This window comes from Micromonospora sp. WMMD754 (genome assembly GCF_049315235.1).
GTDB lineage: Bacteria > Actinomycetota > Actinomycetes > Mycobacteriales > Micromonosporaceae > Micromonospora > Micromonospora sediminicola.
Window position 1 is genome coordinate 1,113,906 of record NZ_CP186058.1, and the last position, 15,551, is coordinate 1,129,456.

General features: G+C 70.2%; 14 protein-coding genes. 4 read left to right on the forward strand and 10 right to left on the reverse strand.

Annotated features, from left to right (window positions below; genetic code table 11):
* The first annotated feature begins 15 nt into the window (after positions 1–15).
* Positions 16–285: a DUF4190 domain-containing protein gene (locus tag ACN27B_RS05215; RefSeq protein ID WP_355519521.1), complete on the forward strand. Its 270-nt coding sequence runs from the start codon at positions 16–18 to the stop codon at positions 283–285.
* A gap of 53 nt (positions 286–338) precedes the next feature.
* Here ACN27B_RS05215 and sucD read toward each other — a convergent pair whose 3' ends face one another.
* From sucD to ACN27B_RS05230, 3 genes are all read right to left on the reverse strand, one after another.
* The gene (gene sucD, locus ACN27B_RS05220; RefSeq protein WP_091570445.1) at positions 339–1,226 is read right to left on the reverse strand and encodes a succinate--CoA ligase subunit alpha; all 888 of its coding nucleotides are present in this window, start codon (positions 1,224–1,226) and stop codon (positions 339–341) included.
* Positions 1,227–1,228: 2 nt separating this feature from the next.
* Positions 1,229–2,407 (reverse strand): ADP-forming succinate--CoA ligase subunit beta, encoded by a 1,179-nt coding sequence (sucC, locus tag ACN27B_RS05225; protein ID WP_091570441.1) that lies wholly within the window; start codon positions 2,405–2,407, stop codon positions 1,229–1,231.
* Between the two features lie 446 nt (positions 2,408–2,853).
* Positions 2,854–3,258 carry a cobalamin B12-binding domain-containing protein gene (locus ACN27B_RS05230; RefSeq protein ID WP_091570437.1) on the reverse strand — a complete coding sequence of 135 codons (405 nt, stop codon included), beginning with the start codon at positions 3,256–3,258 and terminating at the stop codon, positions 2,854–2,856.
* A 386-nt stretch (positions 3,259–3,644) separates the two neighbouring features.
* Between ACN27B_RS05230 and ACN27B_RS05235 the strand changes: the two genes are divergently transcribed.
* A complete protein-coding gene (locus ACN27B_RS05235) occupies positions 3,645–4,358 on the forward strand; it encodes a M23 family metallopeptidase (RefSeq protein WP_091570434.1) in 714 nt (237 codons plus the stop codon).
* A 261-nt stretch (positions 4,359–4,619) separates the two neighbouring features.
* Positions 4,620–5,387 (forward strand): M23 family metallopeptidase, encoded by a 768-nt coding sequence (locus ACN27B_RS05240; protein WP_422743726.1) that lies wholly within the window; start codon positions 4,620–4,622, stop codon positions 5,385–5,387.
* Between the two features lie 61 nt (positions 5,388–5,448).
* On the opposite strand, the gene pcrA is transcribed toward ACN27B_RS05240, so the two are convergent.
* Positions 5,449–7,842: a DNA helicase PcrA gene (gene pcrA / locus ACN27B_RS05245; protein WP_422743730.1), complete on the reverse strand. Its 2,394-nt coding sequence runs from the start codon at positions 7,840–7,842 to the stop codon at positions 5,449–5,451.
* A gap of 288 nt (positions 7,843–8,130) precedes the next feature.
* Between pcrA and ACN27B_RS05250 the strand changes: the two genes are divergently transcribed.
* Positions 8,131–8,484, forward strand: a complete 354-nt coding sequence (locus ACN27B_RS05250; RefSeq protein ID WP_091570427.1) for a chorismate mutase — start codon at positions 8,131–8,133, stop codon at positions 8,482–8,484.
* A 64-nt stretch (positions 8,485–8,548) separates the two neighbouring features.
* On the opposite strand, the gene ACN27B_RS05255 is transcribed toward ACN27B_RS05250, so the two are convergent.
* The 6 genes from ACN27B_RS05255 to ACN27B_RS05280 all read right to left on the reverse strand — a co-directional run bounded on the left by ACN27B_RS05255 (position 8,549) and on the right by ACN27B_RS05280 (position 15,551).
* The gene (locus ACN27B_RS05255; protein ID WP_099163702.1) at positions 8,549–9,565 is read right to left on the reverse strand and encodes an ABC transporter ATP-binding protein; all 1,017 of its coding nucleotides are present in this window, start codon (positions 9,563–9,565) and stop codon (positions 8,549–8,551) included.
* Positions 9,558–10,586, reverse strand: a complete 1,029-nt coding sequence (locus tag ACN27B_RS05260) for an ABC transporter ATP-binding protein (RefSeq protein WP_099163701.1) — start codon at positions 10,584–10,586, stop codon at positions 9,558–9,560. The genes ACN27B_RS05255 and ACN27B_RS05260 overlap by 8 nt, the downstream gene beginning before the upstream one ends.
* Before the next feature lie 25 nt (positions 10,587–10,611).
* Positions 10,612–11,589 (reverse strand): ABC transporter permease, encoded by a 978-nt coding sequence (locus ACN27B_RS05265; RefSeq protein ID WP_099163700.1) that lies wholly within the window; start codon positions 11,587–11,589, stop codon positions 10,612–10,614.
* Entirely contained in the window at positions 11,582–12,508 is a 927-nt protein-coding gene (locus ACN27B_RS05270) for an ABC transporter permease (protein ID WP_099163699.1), read from the reverse strand. The genes ACN27B_RS05265 and ACN27B_RS05270 overlap by 8 nt, the downstream gene beginning before the upstream one ends.
* A 159-nt stretch (positions 12,509–12,667) precedes the next feature.
* Complete coding sequence (locus ACN27B_RS05275) at positions 12,668–14,308, reverse strand: peptide ABC transporter substrate-binding protein (protein WP_099163698.1); 1,641 nt, start codon at positions 14,306–14,308, stop codon at positions 12,668–12,670.
* 565 nt (positions 14,309–14,873) lie between these two features.
* Positions 14,874–15,551, reverse strand: a complete 678-nt coding sequence (locus tag ACN27B_RS05280) for a response regulator (protein ID WP_422743734.1) — start codon at positions 15,549–15,551, stop codon at positions 14,874–14,876.

The window sequence follows — 15,551 nt, forward strand, 5'->3', positions numbered from 1 at the left end:
CGCTCGGAGGAAGCCGTGAACGCTCCGTATCCGCCGCCACCGCCGCCACCGGCCGCCGGCCGGGACCGGACCACGCTCTGGGGCGTTCTCGGCATCGTGCTCGGCCTGCTCTGCTGCGGCATCCTGGGCATCGTCTTCGGTTGGTTGTCCATCCGCGACGCGCGGCGCAACGGCAAGTCACCGGTGCTCGGCTGGCTGGCCATCGCGTTCGGCGTCGTCAACATCGTGGCCAGCGCCATCGTGCGGGCCCGGGGCAGCTACTACTACCCGTACTGGTACCGCTGAGCGTGAGGGGGCCGACCGGACCGGTCGACCCCCTCGGCACGTCGTGCGACCGCTCAGCGGCCCGACATGATCTCCCGCATGAGCTTGGCGGTCTCGGTCGGGGTCTTGCCGACCTTGACGCCGACCGCCTCCAGCGCCGCCTTCTTCGCGTCGGCGGTGCCGGCCGAGCCGGAGATGATCGCGCCGGCGTGACCCATGGTCTTGCCGGGCGGGGCGGTGAAGCCGGCGATGTAGCCGACCACCGGCTTGGTGACGTTGGCCTTGATGAACTCGGCCGCGCGCTCCTCGGCGTCGCCGCCGATCTCACCGATCATGACGATGGCGTCGGTCTCCGGGTCCGCCTCGAAGGCGGCCAGCGCGTCGATGTGGGTGGTGCCGATGATCGGGTCACCACCGATGCCGACGCAGGTGGAGAAGCCGATGTCGCGCAGCTCGTACATCATCTGGTAGGTCAGCGTGCCGCTCTTGCTGACCAGGCCGATCCGGCCGGAGCCGGTGATGTCGGCCGGGATGATGCCGGCGTTGGACGCGCCCGGCGAGGCGATGCCCGGGCAGTTCGGGCCGATGATCCGGGTCCGCTCGCCCTGGGCCACGTTGTACGCCCAGAACGCGGCGGTGTCGTGCACCGGCACGCCCTCGGTGATCACCACGGCCAGGTCGATGCCGGCGTCGATCGCCTCGACCACGGCGGCCTTGGTGAACTGCGGCGGCACGAAGATGACCGTGACGTCGGCGCCGGTCTCCTTCATCGCGTCCGCGACGGAGGCGAAGACGGGCAGCTCGGTGCCGTCGAAGTCGACGGTGGTGCCGGCCTTGCGCGGGTTGACGCCGCCGACGACGGTGGTGCCCGCGGCGAGCATCCGCCGGGTGTGCTTGGAACCCTCGGAACCGGTCATCCCCTGCACGATGACCTTGGAGTCCTTGGTCAGCCAGATAGCCATTGTCAGACCCCCGCAGCTGCCAGCTCGGCGGCCCGCTCGGCCGCGCCGTCCATGGTGTCGACCCGCTGGATGAGCGGGTTGGCCGCGCCGTCGAGGATGGCCCGACCGGCCTCGGCGTTGTTGCCGTCGAGGCGGACCACGAGCGGCTTGGTGGCCTTCTCGCCGCGCTGCTCGAGCAGCGCCAGCGCCTGCACGATGCCGTTGGCGACCGCGTCGCACGCGGTGATGCCGCCGAACACGTTGACGAAGACGCTCTTCACCGACGGGTCGGAGAGGACGATCTCCAGGCCGTTCGCCATCACCTCGGCGCTCGCGCCGCCGCCGATGTCGAGGAAGTTGGCCGGCTTGACGCCGCCGTGCCGCTCACCGGCGTACGCGACCACGTCGAGCGTGGACATGACCAGGCCCGCGCCGTTGCCGATGATGCCGACCTCGCCGTCGAGCTTGACGTAGTTGAGGTCCTTGGCCTTGGCGGCCTGCTCCAGCGGGTCCACCGACGCCTGGTCGACCAGGGCCTCGTGGTCCGGGTGCCGGAACCCGGCGTTCTCGTCCAGGGTGACCTTGGCGTCCAGGAGCAGCAGCTTGCCGTCCTTGGTGGTGGCCAGCGGGTTCACCTCGACCAGCGTGGCGTCCTCGGCGACGAACGCCTGCCACAGCTTGACCGCGACGTCGACGACCTGGTCGGCGATCTCGGCCGGGAAGCCGGCCGCGGTGACGATCTCGCGCGCCTTCGCCTCGTCGACGCCGGTGTTGGCGTCGATCGGCGCCTTGACGACCCGGTCCGGGGTCTCGGCGGCGACCTGCTCGATGTCCATGCCGCCGGCGACGCTGGCGATGCAGAGGAAGGTGCGGTTCGCCCGGTCGAGCAGGTACGAGAAGTAGTACTCCTCGGCCACGTCCGCGGTCACCGTGATCATGACCTTGTGGACGGTGTGACCCTTGATGTCCATGCCGAGGATGTCGGTGGCCCGGGCCACCGTCTCCTCCGCGCCCTCGGCCAGCTTCACGCCGCCGGCCTTGCCGCGGCCGCCGACCTTCACCTGCGCCTTGACGACCACCCGACCGCCGAGGCGTTCGGCGATCGCGCGGGCCTCCTCCGGGGTAGTGGCGACGCCGCCGGCGAGCACGGGCAAGCCGTGCCGCTCGAACAGGTCCCGCCCCTGGTACTCGTACAGGTCCACGATTGCGCGTCCCGTCCCGTCTCCGCGGCGCGCCGTCGCGCCGCCACCAGCGTTGGAAAATCAGTTTGACGCCTGTCATCAGAAGAGACAGGCCATTTGCCGCAGCCTAACGAGATGGGAACCAGCGGCAACCGAGCGGGTGCGCGGTGTGCGGTAATGCACAGCCGCCGTCGCCGAGTCGGGCGGCCGGGCGACGGACGGGGGCCGCCGGAGCGCGCGGCGTCAGCCGTCCGGGGGATGTCCGGAGCCGGGCGTAACCCCCCGTCGGGGGCGTCGTTGAGTCTGATGTCGGAGCGCTGGTCAAGCGCGACGGCGGGAGCGGCCGATGCCCTGTCGGTCGAGGGGTGGCGGCGGGGCATCGTGCATAGAGGGGCCGGGCGTGTGAGGGGTGCGTCCGGCCCCTCCCCCTGCCCGGATTCGGAACCGGGCCCGCGGAGACCGGCCGGTCAGCCGACCGGCTGGGCGACGTTCTCCCGCACCCAGTCGACGATCGACCCGGTGGTCGCACCCGGGGTGAAGATCTTCGCGACGCCGAGCCGCTCCAGCTCCGGGATGTCGGCCTCGGGGATGATGCCGCCGCCGAAGACCACGATGTCCGCCGCCTCGCGCTCGGCGAGCAGTTCGAGGACCCGCTTGAACAGGGTCATGTGCGCGCCGGAGAGCACGGAGAGACCGACCGCGTCCGCGTCCTCCTGGATGGCCGTCTCGACGATCTGCTCGGGCGTCTGGTGCAGGCCGGTGTAGATGACCTCCATGCCCGCGTCGCGCAGGGCACGGGCGACGACCTTCGCGCCCCGGTCGTGGCCGTCCAGGCCGGGCTTCGCGACGACGACCCGGATTCGAGAGCTCATCTGCGCACACCTTTCACCGGCACCGGCACTGCTGACCTGAACGAACGGTAACCCGGCCGGGCGCGGGGCGGGAAGCCGGGCCGCGCACTACCGCCCGACCTCGCACGCCGGAAGTCGGACACCTCCGCCGATCGGTCACTGTCCGCGACGAACGGACAGTGGACGGGCCATCCGACCAGCGGCACGAGATATGACAAGCTCGGATGAAATTGGACATAACGAAACGCCAGTTCGGCGCTTCGGCTTGTGACAGGAGTGGCGGTTGGCTAACGTGTCCACGGTTGTCATCAGGTCCACGGACGGGTGACGACGCGACACCGGAGGTTCGGCGGAGCTTCACCGAACGGTCCGGAGTCGCATCGGATCCCCGACAACGGAGGGTGTGCGTGCGCCAGCGCCTGTCGTCTGAGCCCGATCGATATCGCGGCCGTCGCCGCGTACCCACCCCCCCGCGGAGCCGCTACGCGGCGGTCGTCACCACCGCCTTCGTCGGCGCCGGCATCGTCGCCCTCGGCGCGAACGCCCTCCCCGACGCCAAGAGCGTCAGCCCCTCGGTCCTCGACGAGCTCCGGCAGGCCTCGGTCGCCAGCCAGGACGCCGCGGCCCGGGCCGACAGCGCCGACCGCGCCACCCGTGACGACCGGTCGACCGACGCCGCCGCGAGCGAGCAGGACCCCTGGCTCCTCCCCCTGCACGGCTACGACTTCAAGTCGCCCTACGGCGTGCGCTGGGGCAAGCTGCACACCGGCATCGACCTGGTCGCGCCCGAGGGCACGCCCTACAAGGCCATCCACTCCGGCACGGTCACCAAGGCCGGCTGGTTCGGCGGCTACGGCTACGCGGTGATCGTCAAGCACTCCGACGGCAGCGAGGCCATCTACGGCCACTCCTCCGCGGTGACCGTCAAGGAGGGCCAGGAGGTCAAGGCCGGCGACCAGCTCGGCCTGGTCGGCAACACCGGTCACTCCTACGGCTCCCACCTGCACCTCGAGGTCCATGTCAACGGCCAGCCGCTGGACCCGGTGCCGTGGCTCCAGGAGCGCGGAGTGGACATCAAGCTCGAAACCGAGGCACTCTACGGCGACGTAGCCGCGTCCTGACCCTCCGCACCGCCCGACAACCGCCCGGATCCCGCGATCCGGGCGGTTTCGTTTGTCGGCAAGTCTGCTGGATCACAGGCGCGGATGTGAGCGGGCCCACACAGGCCGGTGATCGTCTCTTCCGAGGAACCGCCCAACCGGCGTCAACCCGGGCAGGACGCCGGCGCGGACCGGCCCGGCCGGGACACCCGACGGCCCGGCCGCCCCGCCGCTGACACCAGTATTTCGAGGTCACGTGCCCCTCGACTGGTGAAGGTCCCCGTGCAACACAGCAGTCCCACCCCGAACGGCAACACCCCGGACATCGCCCCCGCCCGGCACCGGCGCCCCCGCCGGGCACGGCGCACCGCATACCTGGTCACCGGCGCGGTGGCCCTGCTCGGGCTCGGCCTCGGCGGCGTCGTGGTCGCGACCACCGACGAACCGACCCCGGTGCCGGCGGCGGTCGACTTCGACGCGCGGGCACGCGCGGAGGACGCCGCCCGCGCCGACCGCTCGGCCCGGGAGTCGGTCAGTCCCGTCACGCCGTCCGCCACCCCGGCCAGCCCGTCCCCCAGCCCGAGCGCGGCCACCCCGAAGCCGAGGAAGACGGCGAAGCCGAAGCCGAAGAAGAAGGCCGCGCCGAAGCCCGGCTGGGTCATCCCGATGAAGGGCGCCGGGATCACCTCCTGCTACGGGCCGCGGTGGGGAACCCTGCACGCGGGCATCGACTTCGCCATGCCCGCCGGCACGCCGATCCGGGCCGCCGCCGCGGGCACCGTGGTCAAGGCCGGCGACGTCGGTGACGGTTACGGCAACTCGGTCTTCGTCGACCACCACAACGGCTACCTGACCCACTACGCGCACCAGAGCCGGCTCCTCGTCGACGTCGGCGACAAGGTCAAGGCCGGCCAGGTCATCGGCTACGAGGGCGCGACCGGTGACGCGACCGGACCGCACCTGCACTTCGAGGTGCACAAGGGCGCGATGTGGAACCAGATCGACCCGGCGCCGTTCCTGCGCGCCCGGGGCGTCGACGTGGCCTGCTGACGGCCACCGCACGAGGAGGGGCCCGGCCCGGCGGCACGCCGGACCGGGCCCCGCCCGCCGTTCAGAGCTTGTCGATCGGGGCGTGCCGCAGCACCAGCCACATGGTCTGGTCGCCGAAGTCGATCTGGGCCCGGGCGCCCGGGCCGGCGCCCTCCACCGCCAGCACCCGGCCCAGGCCGTAGCGCTGGTGGTTGACCCGGTCGCCGGCCGAGACCTTGGGCGCCTGCTTCAGCTCGCTGGCGGTGGACAACCGGCTGGCGTCCACGCCCAGACGCTTGGCCAGCTCGGTCGCCTTCGGGGTGCCACCGGCGAAGCCGCCGCGGCCCATCCGGTCCGCCCGGCCGCCGACGCCGCCCCCACCGCCGCCCCACGAGGTGTACGAGCCCTCGGTGCGCTCCCACCGGACCAGCTCCGGCGGCAACTCCTCCAGGAACCGCGACGGCGGGTTGTAGGCCGGCGCGCCCCAGGCCGACCGGGTGACCGCCCGGGACAGGTAGAGGCGCTGCCGGGCCCGGGTGATGCCCACGTACGCCAGGCGCCGCTCCTCCTCCAGCTCGCGGGTGTCGCCGAGCGAGCGCAGGTGCGGGAAGACGCCGTCCTCCAGGCCGGTCAGGAAGACCACCGGGAACTCCAGGCCCTTGGCCGTGTGCAGCGTCATGAGCGTGACGACACCCTGATGGTCCGGGTCGTCGGAGGGGATCTGGTCGGCGTCGGCGACCAGCGCCACCTGCTCCAGGAAACCGGCCAGGGTGGCCCGCTCGTCGTCGGCGCCCAGCGCCTCGATCCGCTCGGTGTATTCCCGGGCTACGCTCACCAGCTCCTGGAGGTTGTCCACCCGGCCGGCGTCCTGCGGGTCGAGGCTCTCCTCCAGCTCGGCCAGGTAGCCCGAGCGGGTCAGCAGCGCCTCCAGCACCTCCTCCGGGGTGCCGGTGGCGGCCAGCTCACGCGCCTCGTCGAGCAGCGCGACGAACTCGGCGATGCCGTTGGCCGCCCGGGTGGAGATCCCCGGCGCCGCCTTCGCGCGGCGCAACGCGGCGCCGAAGGAGACGCGGTCCCGCGACGCCAGCGCCTCGACGCAGGCCTCGGCCCGCTCGCCGATGCCCCGGCGCGGGGTGTTGAGGATCCGGCGCAGGCTGACCGTGTCGTCGTCGTTAACCACCGCCCGCAGGTAGGCCAGCGCGTCGCGGACCTCCTTGCGCTCGTAGAAGCGCACCCCGCCGACCACCTTGTAGGGCAGGCCGACCCGGATGAAGACCTCTTCGAACACCCGCGACATGGCGTTGGTGCGGTAGAAGACGGCCACGTCGCCCGGGCGGGTGTCGCCGCCGTCGACCAGCCGGTCGATCTCCCGGGCCACCCAGTCCGCCTCGGCGTGCTCGGTGTCGGCGACGTAGCCGACGATCTGCTCGCCGGCGCCGGCGTCGCTCCACAGCCGCTTGGGCTTGCGCGAGGTGTTGCGGTCGATCACCGCGTTGGCCGCGTTGAGGATGGTCTGGGTCGAGCGGTAGTTCTGCTCCAGCAGGATCGTGCGGGCGTCGGTGAAGTCCCGCTCGAACTCCAGGATGTTGCGGATGGTCGCGCCGCGGAACGCGTAGATCGACTGGTCGGCGTCACCGACCACGCACAGCTCGGCCGGCGGGACGCCCTCGGTGCCGGAGACCAGCTCCTTGATCAGCACGTACTGGGCGTGGTTGGTGTCCTGGTATTCGTCCACCAGCACGTGCCGGAACCGGCGCCGGTAGCTCTCCGCCACGTGCGGGTGGGACTGGAGCAGGTGCACCGTCGTCATGATCAGGTCGTCGAAGTCGAGTGCGTGCGCCTCCCGCAGCCGCCGCTGGTAGAGCGTGTAGGCCTCGGCCAGGGCCCGCTCGTTCGGCCCCTTGGCCCGGCCGGCGAACTCCTCGGGGTCGACCAGCTCGTTCTTCAGGTTGGAGACCTGCGCGGCGAGGCCCCGGGCGGGATAGCGCTTCGGGTCCAGGTCCAGCTCGCGGGCGACCATCTGCATCAGCCGCCGGGAGTCGTCGGCGTCGTAGATCGAGAAGGTGGACTTCAGGCCGGCGTGCTCGTGCTCGGCGCGCAGGATGCGTACGCAGGCCGAGTGGAACGTGGAGACCCACATGAGCCGGGCGCGCGGGCCGACCAGCGCGGCCACCCGCTCCTTCATCTCGCCGGCGGCCTTGTTGGTGAACGTGATCGCGATGATCTCGCCGGGGTGCACGTCCCGGGCGCCGAGCAGGTAGGCGATCCGGTTGGTCAGCACCCGGGTCTTGCCGGAGCCGGCGCCGGCCACGATCAGCAGCGGGGAGCCGGCATGGGTCACCGCGTCCCGCTGGGGGCCGTTCAGGCCGTCGAGGAGGGCCTGCGGGTCGGACCGGGCGGCCCCGGAGCGGCGCGGCGGGGTCGGCCGGGACTCCGGCGCGGGCGGGGACGCGGGAATGTCGAAGAGAGGATGCATCGCAGTCCGAGTCTATGCCGTCGGCCGGACACTTCCCCGCCCGCGCGCCCGGGTGCGCGGGCGTCGTCACGTCCCACCTGTTGGCCGGTTTCCTTGCGCGCCCGCCCCGCCGGTCGGCATACTCGACGGCGTGTTCGATCAGCGCTTCTTTTACTACGGCACCGGGAGTCCGGCAGCCGTGGGTCGCGCCTGATCATTCAGACCTACGAAACGCCCCGGGCTCCCCGAGCCCGGGGCTTTTCCGTCCCGGGATCCGGGTACCGGGTCCGAGCCCCGAGAGGGACGACGATGATGACTGACGTGGTGGAGTCCAGCGGCAGCCTGGCGCGGCACGACCGGCCGGCCGGTGGTGACCCGACCGGCGCCGCGGCGGCCCGGACCGGCACCGACGACTCGGCGGCGGCCGAACGGATCGGGGAGATCCGGCGACGGATCGACGAGATCGACCGGACGCTGATCGCGCTCTGGCAGGAGCGCGCCGCGCTCTCCCAGGAGGTCGGCGCGACCCGGATGGCCTCCGGCGGGACCCGGCTGGTGCTCTCCCGCGAGCGGGAGATCCTGGAGCGCTTCCGCTCCGAGCTGGGCGCCGACGGCACCCAGCTCGCGCTGCTGCTGCTGCGCGCCGGCCGCGGCCCGCTGTGACCGGCGCCGGATACGACGGACCGCCTGCCCGCGTCGGCTGACGCGGGCAGGCGGTCCGGTCGGATCAGGCCGCGCCGTGGGTGGCGACGATCTCCCGCTTCTCCGCGAAGTGGCAGGCGCTCGGGTGGTCCGAGCCCGGCCGGATCTGGAGCAGCGGCACCTCCTGGGCGCAGAGGTCCTGCGCCTTCCAGCACCGGGTGCGGAACCGGCAGCCCGAGGGCGGGCTGACCGGCGAGGGGACGTCACCCTGGAGCCGGATGATCGACTTGCTCTCCCGCAGCGTCGGGTCCGGCACCGGCACCGCGGACAGCAGCGCCTGGGTGTACGGGTGGGTCGGCCGCTCGTAGATCTCGTCCTCGGTGCCGATCTCCACCATCTTGCCCAGGTACATGACGGCGACCCGGTCGGACAGGTGACGCACGACCGACAGGTCGTGGGCGATGAAGACGTACGACAGGCCGAACTCGGCCTGGAGCTGCTCCAGCAGGTTCATCACCTGCGCCTGGATGGACACGTCCAGGGCCGACACCGGCTCGTCGCAGACGATCACCTCGGGCCGCAGCGCCAGCGCCCGGGCGATGCCGATGCGCTGCCGCTGGCCGCCGGAGAACTGGTGCGGGTACCGGTTGATGTGCTCCGGGTTGAGGCCGACCAGGTCGAGCAGCTCCTTGACCTTGCCGCGCCGGCTGCCCTTCGGAGCCACCTCGGAGTGGATCTCGAACGGCTCGCCGATCAGGTCACCCACCGTCATGCGGGGGTTCAGCGAGGTGTACGGGTCCTGCATCACCAGCTGGATCTGCCGGCGCAGCCGCCGCAGCGCGCCACCGGAGAGCTTGGAGATGTCCTGACCCTTGTAGAGCACCTGACCGGCGGTCGGCTTCTCCAGGTTCATCAGCACCCGGGCGAGCGTCGACTTGCCGCAGCCGGACTCGCCGACCACGCCGAGCGTCTCGCCGGCCTTGAGGTCGAAGGAGACGCCGTCGACCGCCTTGACGTGCCCGATGGTCTTCTTGAACACGACGCCCCGGGTCACGGGGTAGTGCTTGACCAGGTCACGGACCTCGATGATGTTCTCAGTCACGGTTCACGAGCTCCTCGGCGAAGTGGCAGGCGCTGGCCCGGCCGTTGCCCAGCTGCAGCAGCGGCGGCACCTTCTCCCGGCACACCGGCTGCGCCATCGGGCAGCGTGGGTTGAAGGCGCAACCCGACGGGATGTTCATCAGGTTCGGCGGGAGCCCCTTGATGGTCCGGAGCTCCTGCCCCTTCTCGTCCATCCGCGGGATCGAGTTGAGCAGGCCGAGCGTGTACGGGTGGGCGGGCTTGCCGTACAGGTCGTAGACGTCGGCTTCCTCGACGATCCGGCCGGCGTACATGACCGCGATCCGGTCCGCGACGTCGGCGACCACGCCGAGGTCGTGGGTGATCAAGATCATGCCCATCTGCCGTTCCCGCTGGAGCTCGCCGAGCAGGTCCATGATCTGGGCCTGCACGGTCACGTCCAGCGCGGTGGTCGGCTCGTCCGCGATCAGCACCTCCGGGTCGAGCGCCAGCGACATGGCGATCATCGCCCGCTGCCGCATACCGCCGGAGAACTGGTGCGGGTAGTTGCTGAACCGACCCTTGGCGTTCGGGATCTTCACCTGGTCGAGCATCTCGATCGCGCGCTTCTTGGCGTCCGAGCGGCTCATGCCACGACGGACGCGGAACTGCTCCGCGATCTGGAAGCCGACGGTGAAAACCGGGTTGAGGGCCGAGAGCGAGTCCTGGAAGATCATGGCGATGCCCTCGCCACGGATCCGACGCCGCTGCTCGGCGGACATCTTGAGCATGTCCTTGCCGTGGAAGCGCACCTGGCCGCCGGTGACGAACCCGGGCGGGGTGTCCAGGATGCCCATGATGGTCTGCGCGGTGACGCTCTTACCGGAGCCGGACTCGCCGAGCACGGCGAGGGTCTCCCCCGCGTCGACGTGGTACGTCACCCCGTTGATGACCTTGGCGACGCCGTCCCTGGTGCGGAACTCCACCCGCAGGTCGTCGACCTCGAGCAGGCGGCCCGAGGGGCGGCCGGATCCGTCGGCGCCCGGAGCGGACTGCTCGGACACGAGAATGTCGGACAACTCAGTTCCCCTATCGGAGCTTCGGGTCGAGGGCCTCGCGGACCGCCTCGCCGAGCATCACGAAGCTCAGCACGGCCGCGACGAGGAACGCGGCAGGGAAGAAGAGCAGGTACGGCGCGACACGGATGTAGTTCTGCGCCTCGCTGATCATGATGCCCCACGACACGACCGGACTCTTCAGGCCGACGCCCAGGAAGGACAGCGTCGCCTCCGCGCCGATGAACGACCCGACCATGATGGTGCCGTAGACCAGCAGCGGGGCCAGGCAGTTCGGCAGCAGGTGCTTCAGCACGATCCGGCCGGTGCCCGCGCCCAGGGCGCGGGCCGCCACGATGTAGTCGGCCTCCCGGGTGGCGAGGACCGAGGAGCGCATGAGCCGCATGACCACCGGCCAGCTCAGCACCGTCAGCGACATGATCACCAGGAACATGATCTGGGCCTTGCTGTTGCTGCTGCCCGAGCCGTTGAAGGTGGTCAGGATGACGATCGCGCCCAGCACGAACGGCAGGCCGAAGAAGACGTCCGCGATCCGGGAGAGCAGCGAGTCGACCCAGCCGCCGCGGTAGCCGGACATCATGCCCATGGCGCCGCCGATGAGCATCGTGCCGAGCACCGACAGCAGCGCCACGACGATGGAGGCGCGGGCGCCGTAGATGGTGCGCGCGTACACGTCGCGGCCCTGCACGTCGTACCCGAACCAGGCGTCCGACGACGGCTTGCCGAGGCTGCGGGCCAGGTCGCCGTTGACGGCGTCACCCGAGCTGAACAGCGACGGGAAGGCGGCCATCACGATGAACAGCAGGATGAACGCCGCCGAAATCCAGAAGAGCGGCTTGCGACGCAGGTCGCGCCAGGCGTCGCCGAGCAGGCCGCGCGGCTTCTCCTTGCGGGCGCCCTCGGGCTGCCCGGCGCCGGGCGGCGCCGCGAGCTCGCGCGGCTCCTCGGGACGGGGGGTGCTGACGATCGATGCGGTGGAGGGGTCACTCATAGCGGATCCTCGGGTCCAGGGCTGCGTACAGCAGGTCCACCAGCAGGTTCATCAGCAGGTAGACAAGCACCAGCACGATCACGATGGAGACAACGGTAGCGCTCTCCTTGGTGACGATCGAACGGAAGACCTGTCGGCCGATTCCGTTGATCTGGAAGATGCCCTCGGTGACGATCGCGCCACCCATCAGGGCGCCCAGGTCCGTGCCGAGCAGCGTGACCACCGGGATCAGCGAGTTGCGCAGCAGGTGCACCCCGACCACCCGGCGCATCGGCAGGCCCTTGGCGATCGCGGTGCGCACGTAGTCCGACCGCCGGTTCTCGGCGATGCTGGTGCGCGCGACCCGGGCGATGTACGCCGTCGAGGCGCTTCCCAGCACGAAGCCCGGAATGATCAGTTCCGTGAGGCGCATCTCGCTGGAGACCGTCGGCGTCACGATGCCCCACTTCACGCCGAACAGCCACTGCAGCACGAAGCCGACCACGAAGACCGGCAGCGCGATCAGGAACAGCGTGGAGACGAGCACCAGGTTGTCCAGGAAGCCGTTGCGCCGCAGGCCGGTCAGCACACCGGCGGTGAGGCCGATGAGCGCCTCGATCGCCAGCGCCACGACGGCCAGCTTCATGGTGTTCGGGTAGGACGTCAGGATGATGTCGTTGATCGACCGACCGCTGAACGTCTCGCCGAAGTCGCCCTGCAGCAGGTTCTGCATGTACGTGAAGTACTGGACGAAGATGTTCTGATCCAGGTGGTACTTGTCGGTCATGAAGTCGATGTACTGCTGCGGGCAGCGCCGCTCACCGCACTTGCCGGCGAACGGGTCGCCCGGCACCGACCAGACGAGCCAGTAGATCAGGAACGTCGTGCCGATGAAGACCGGCACGAGTTGGAGTAGCCGTCTCACCAGATAACGGCCCATGGGGTGGCCTCCAGGAACAGGGGGCGTCGGACGACGGTACGCCGACACGGGATGGCGGTCAGGTGCGAGGGTGGGCGTGGTGACACCCAGTCGCGGAACGGCCCCCGGGCCGGGCTCACCGGGTTCGGCGAGCCCGACCCAGGGGTCAGACCGATCGGATCAGAGCTCGACCGAGCTCAGGTCCAGCTCGCCCACGTTGGTGAGCTCGAGCTTCTTGATCTTCTCCGAGTGGCCGGCCTGCTGGCCGTAGAAGTAGATCGGGATGGTCGGGACGTCCTCGTCGACCAGCTTCAGAACCTCTTCGAACTTCTTGTGCGAGTCCTCCAGGCTGCCAGCGGCGCTGGCCTCCTTGGCGCCCGCGTCCACGGCCGGGTTGACGTACTTGCCGTCGTTCGAGGAGCCGGTCGAGGTGAAGAGCGGGTTCACCCAGTTCTCGATGTCCGGGTAGTCCTGCTGCCAGGCCGCGCGGTACGGGCCCTTCATCTTGTAGGCGTTGATGTTCTGACGGAACACCGCGAAGGTGGGGACACCCTCGGCACGCGCGTTGATGTTGAGGTTGGTCTTCACCTGCTGCGCGACGGCCTCCATCCAGTCCTTGTGGCTGGAGTCGGCGTTGTAGTAGAAGACCATCTCACCGGTGAAGCCGCCGGCCTTGGCGAGCAGCTCCTTGGCCTGGGCCGGGTCGAACTTGCAGGAGGTGCAGTTGCCCGCCGGGGCGCCCGGGGTCAGCGGGTTGGCCCAGCTGTCGGCCGGCTTGCGGGTGCCGAAGAAGATCTTGTCGCTGATCGCCTGCCGGTCGATCGACAGCGAGACGGCCTTGCGCAGGTCCTTGTTCGCGAACCGCTTGTCGTAGATCGGGAAGGCGATGAACGCGGTCGACGGGGTGACGGTGTTCAGCGCCCGGTCACCGAGGTCGGCCTTGTACTTCTCGCCGGCGAGCGCGGAGGTCGGAACCGTCTCCATGAAGTCCAGGTTGCCGGAGATCAGGTCGCTGTAGGCGGCGTTCTCGTCCTGGTACAGCTTGATCCCGACGTCCTTGATCTTCACCTTGTCACGCAGGGTGTAGTCGTCGAAGCGGGTCAGCTTGATCTCGACGTTGTCCTGCCACGACACGAACTTGACCGGGCCGTTGCCGATCGGCTTCTTGCCGAAGTCCTCGGCCTTCTGGGTGAAGAAGGCGTCCGGCAGCGGCATGAACGCGCTGTAGCCGAGCTTGGTCGGGAAGACCGCGGTCGGGGCGGCGAGGGTGACCTCGAAGGTCCAGTCGTCGACGACCTTCAGGCCGGACATCTTGTCGACCTTGGGCTGCGGGGCCTTCTGCGGGCCGTCGCCGTCCGGGTCGGAGGTGGCCACGTCGCCGTAGCCCTGGATGTCGGAGAAGAAGGAGCCGTTGGCGGCGCCGTTCGGCGAGTAGGCGGCCCAGTTCCAGGCGTCGACGAAGTTCTTCGCCTTCACCGGGGTGCCGTCGTGGAACTTGGTGTTCTGCTTGATCTTGATGTTGAACACCTTCGAGTCCTTGGTCTCGATGGTGTCCGCCAGCGCGTTCTGGGGCGCGCCGCCGTTGTTCGGGTACTCGACGAGACCCGTCCACATCATGTCGATGATCTTGCCGCCACCGGTCTCGGTGGTGTTGGCCGGAACCAGAGGGTTCTCCGGCTGCACGCCGTGGATCGTGATGGCGCCGTCCTTGCTGGCGCCGGCGTCACCACCGTCGCTGTTCCCGCTGGAGCAGCCGGACGCGACGAGCGCGAATGCCGCGCCAACCGCGAGGGCGCCGCTCGCCCGCTTCGAGACTCTCATTCCGAGGGGCCTCCTCTTTCTAACCTGGTTCCGTCGTGGGTTTCACGCACGTTGGGGGGGGTGACACCGCCGACGACCCGAACCACAGATCGCCGGTTTACCGCAGAGGAAATCGGGACACCCCAGGGGTACCGATCGCCGGGCGCCACACCCTTCGACGAGGACACCGCGCAGGGTCGACGACCACGCAGCGGCGCGGAGAGCGCGTCACGTGGTCGGCGGGCCCGACGAGGTGCCTCACACCGGGGGGTGAGGTGCTGCCACTGTGACACCCACCGGCCCTTTCCGTGAAGGTGCCGTTATCAAGCCGTTAGTTGCCCGCCACGTTGCCGATACTTGAGAAAAGATCACAAACGTCACCGATCGCACGGCTCTGAACAGGAAGGACGTGCCCAGACCTGCCGGGACCACCCCGTACGTCCGGCGCTGTGAGATGCGCCCCGCCCACGCCGGTACGCGACGGACGCTCGCGGTTCTGACCATCCGGACGATGCCGGCCTCGGCCGGCCGTACGCCACGGCCGACCGGCCGGACGAGGGTGCCGAGGTGACCCGGTCGGCCGGGGTCAGACCAGCCGACGGTCGGCGGCCCAGCGGGACAACTCGTACCGGTTCGACATCTGGAGCTTGCGCAGCACGTTGGAGACGTGCGTCTCGACCGTCTTGATCGAGATGAACAGCTCCTTGGCGATCTCCTTGTACGCGTAGCCCCGGGCGAGCAGCCGGAGCACCTCGCGCTCCCGGTTGGTGAGCTGGTCCAGCTCGGGATCGGCGACCGGCGCGTCCGGCCGGGACGCGAACGCGTCCAGCACGAACCCGGCCAGCCGCGGGCTGAACACGGCGTCGCCGTCGGCCACCCGACGGATCGCGTCGGTCAGCTCCTCGGGCGAGATGGTCTTCGTGACGTAGCCCCGGGCACCCGCCCGGATCAGGCCGATCACGTCCTCGGCAGCGTCGGACACGCTCAACGCCAGGAACTTCACCTGCGGGTGGGTCCGCCGCATCGCCTCCAGCACGGCCCGGCCACCGCCGTCCGGCATGTGCACGTCGAGCAGCACCACGTCCGGCTGGGTCGCCGCGATCCGGGTCACCGCCTCGGCCACCGAACTGGCCTCGCCCACCACGTCGACCCGCGCGCCCAGCTCGGCGCGGACGCCGGCGCGGAACATGGCGTGGTCGTCGACGAGGAACACCCGCAGCGGACCCCGCGGCGTCGCGCCCTCGAACGGTTCCTGCTCGGACAT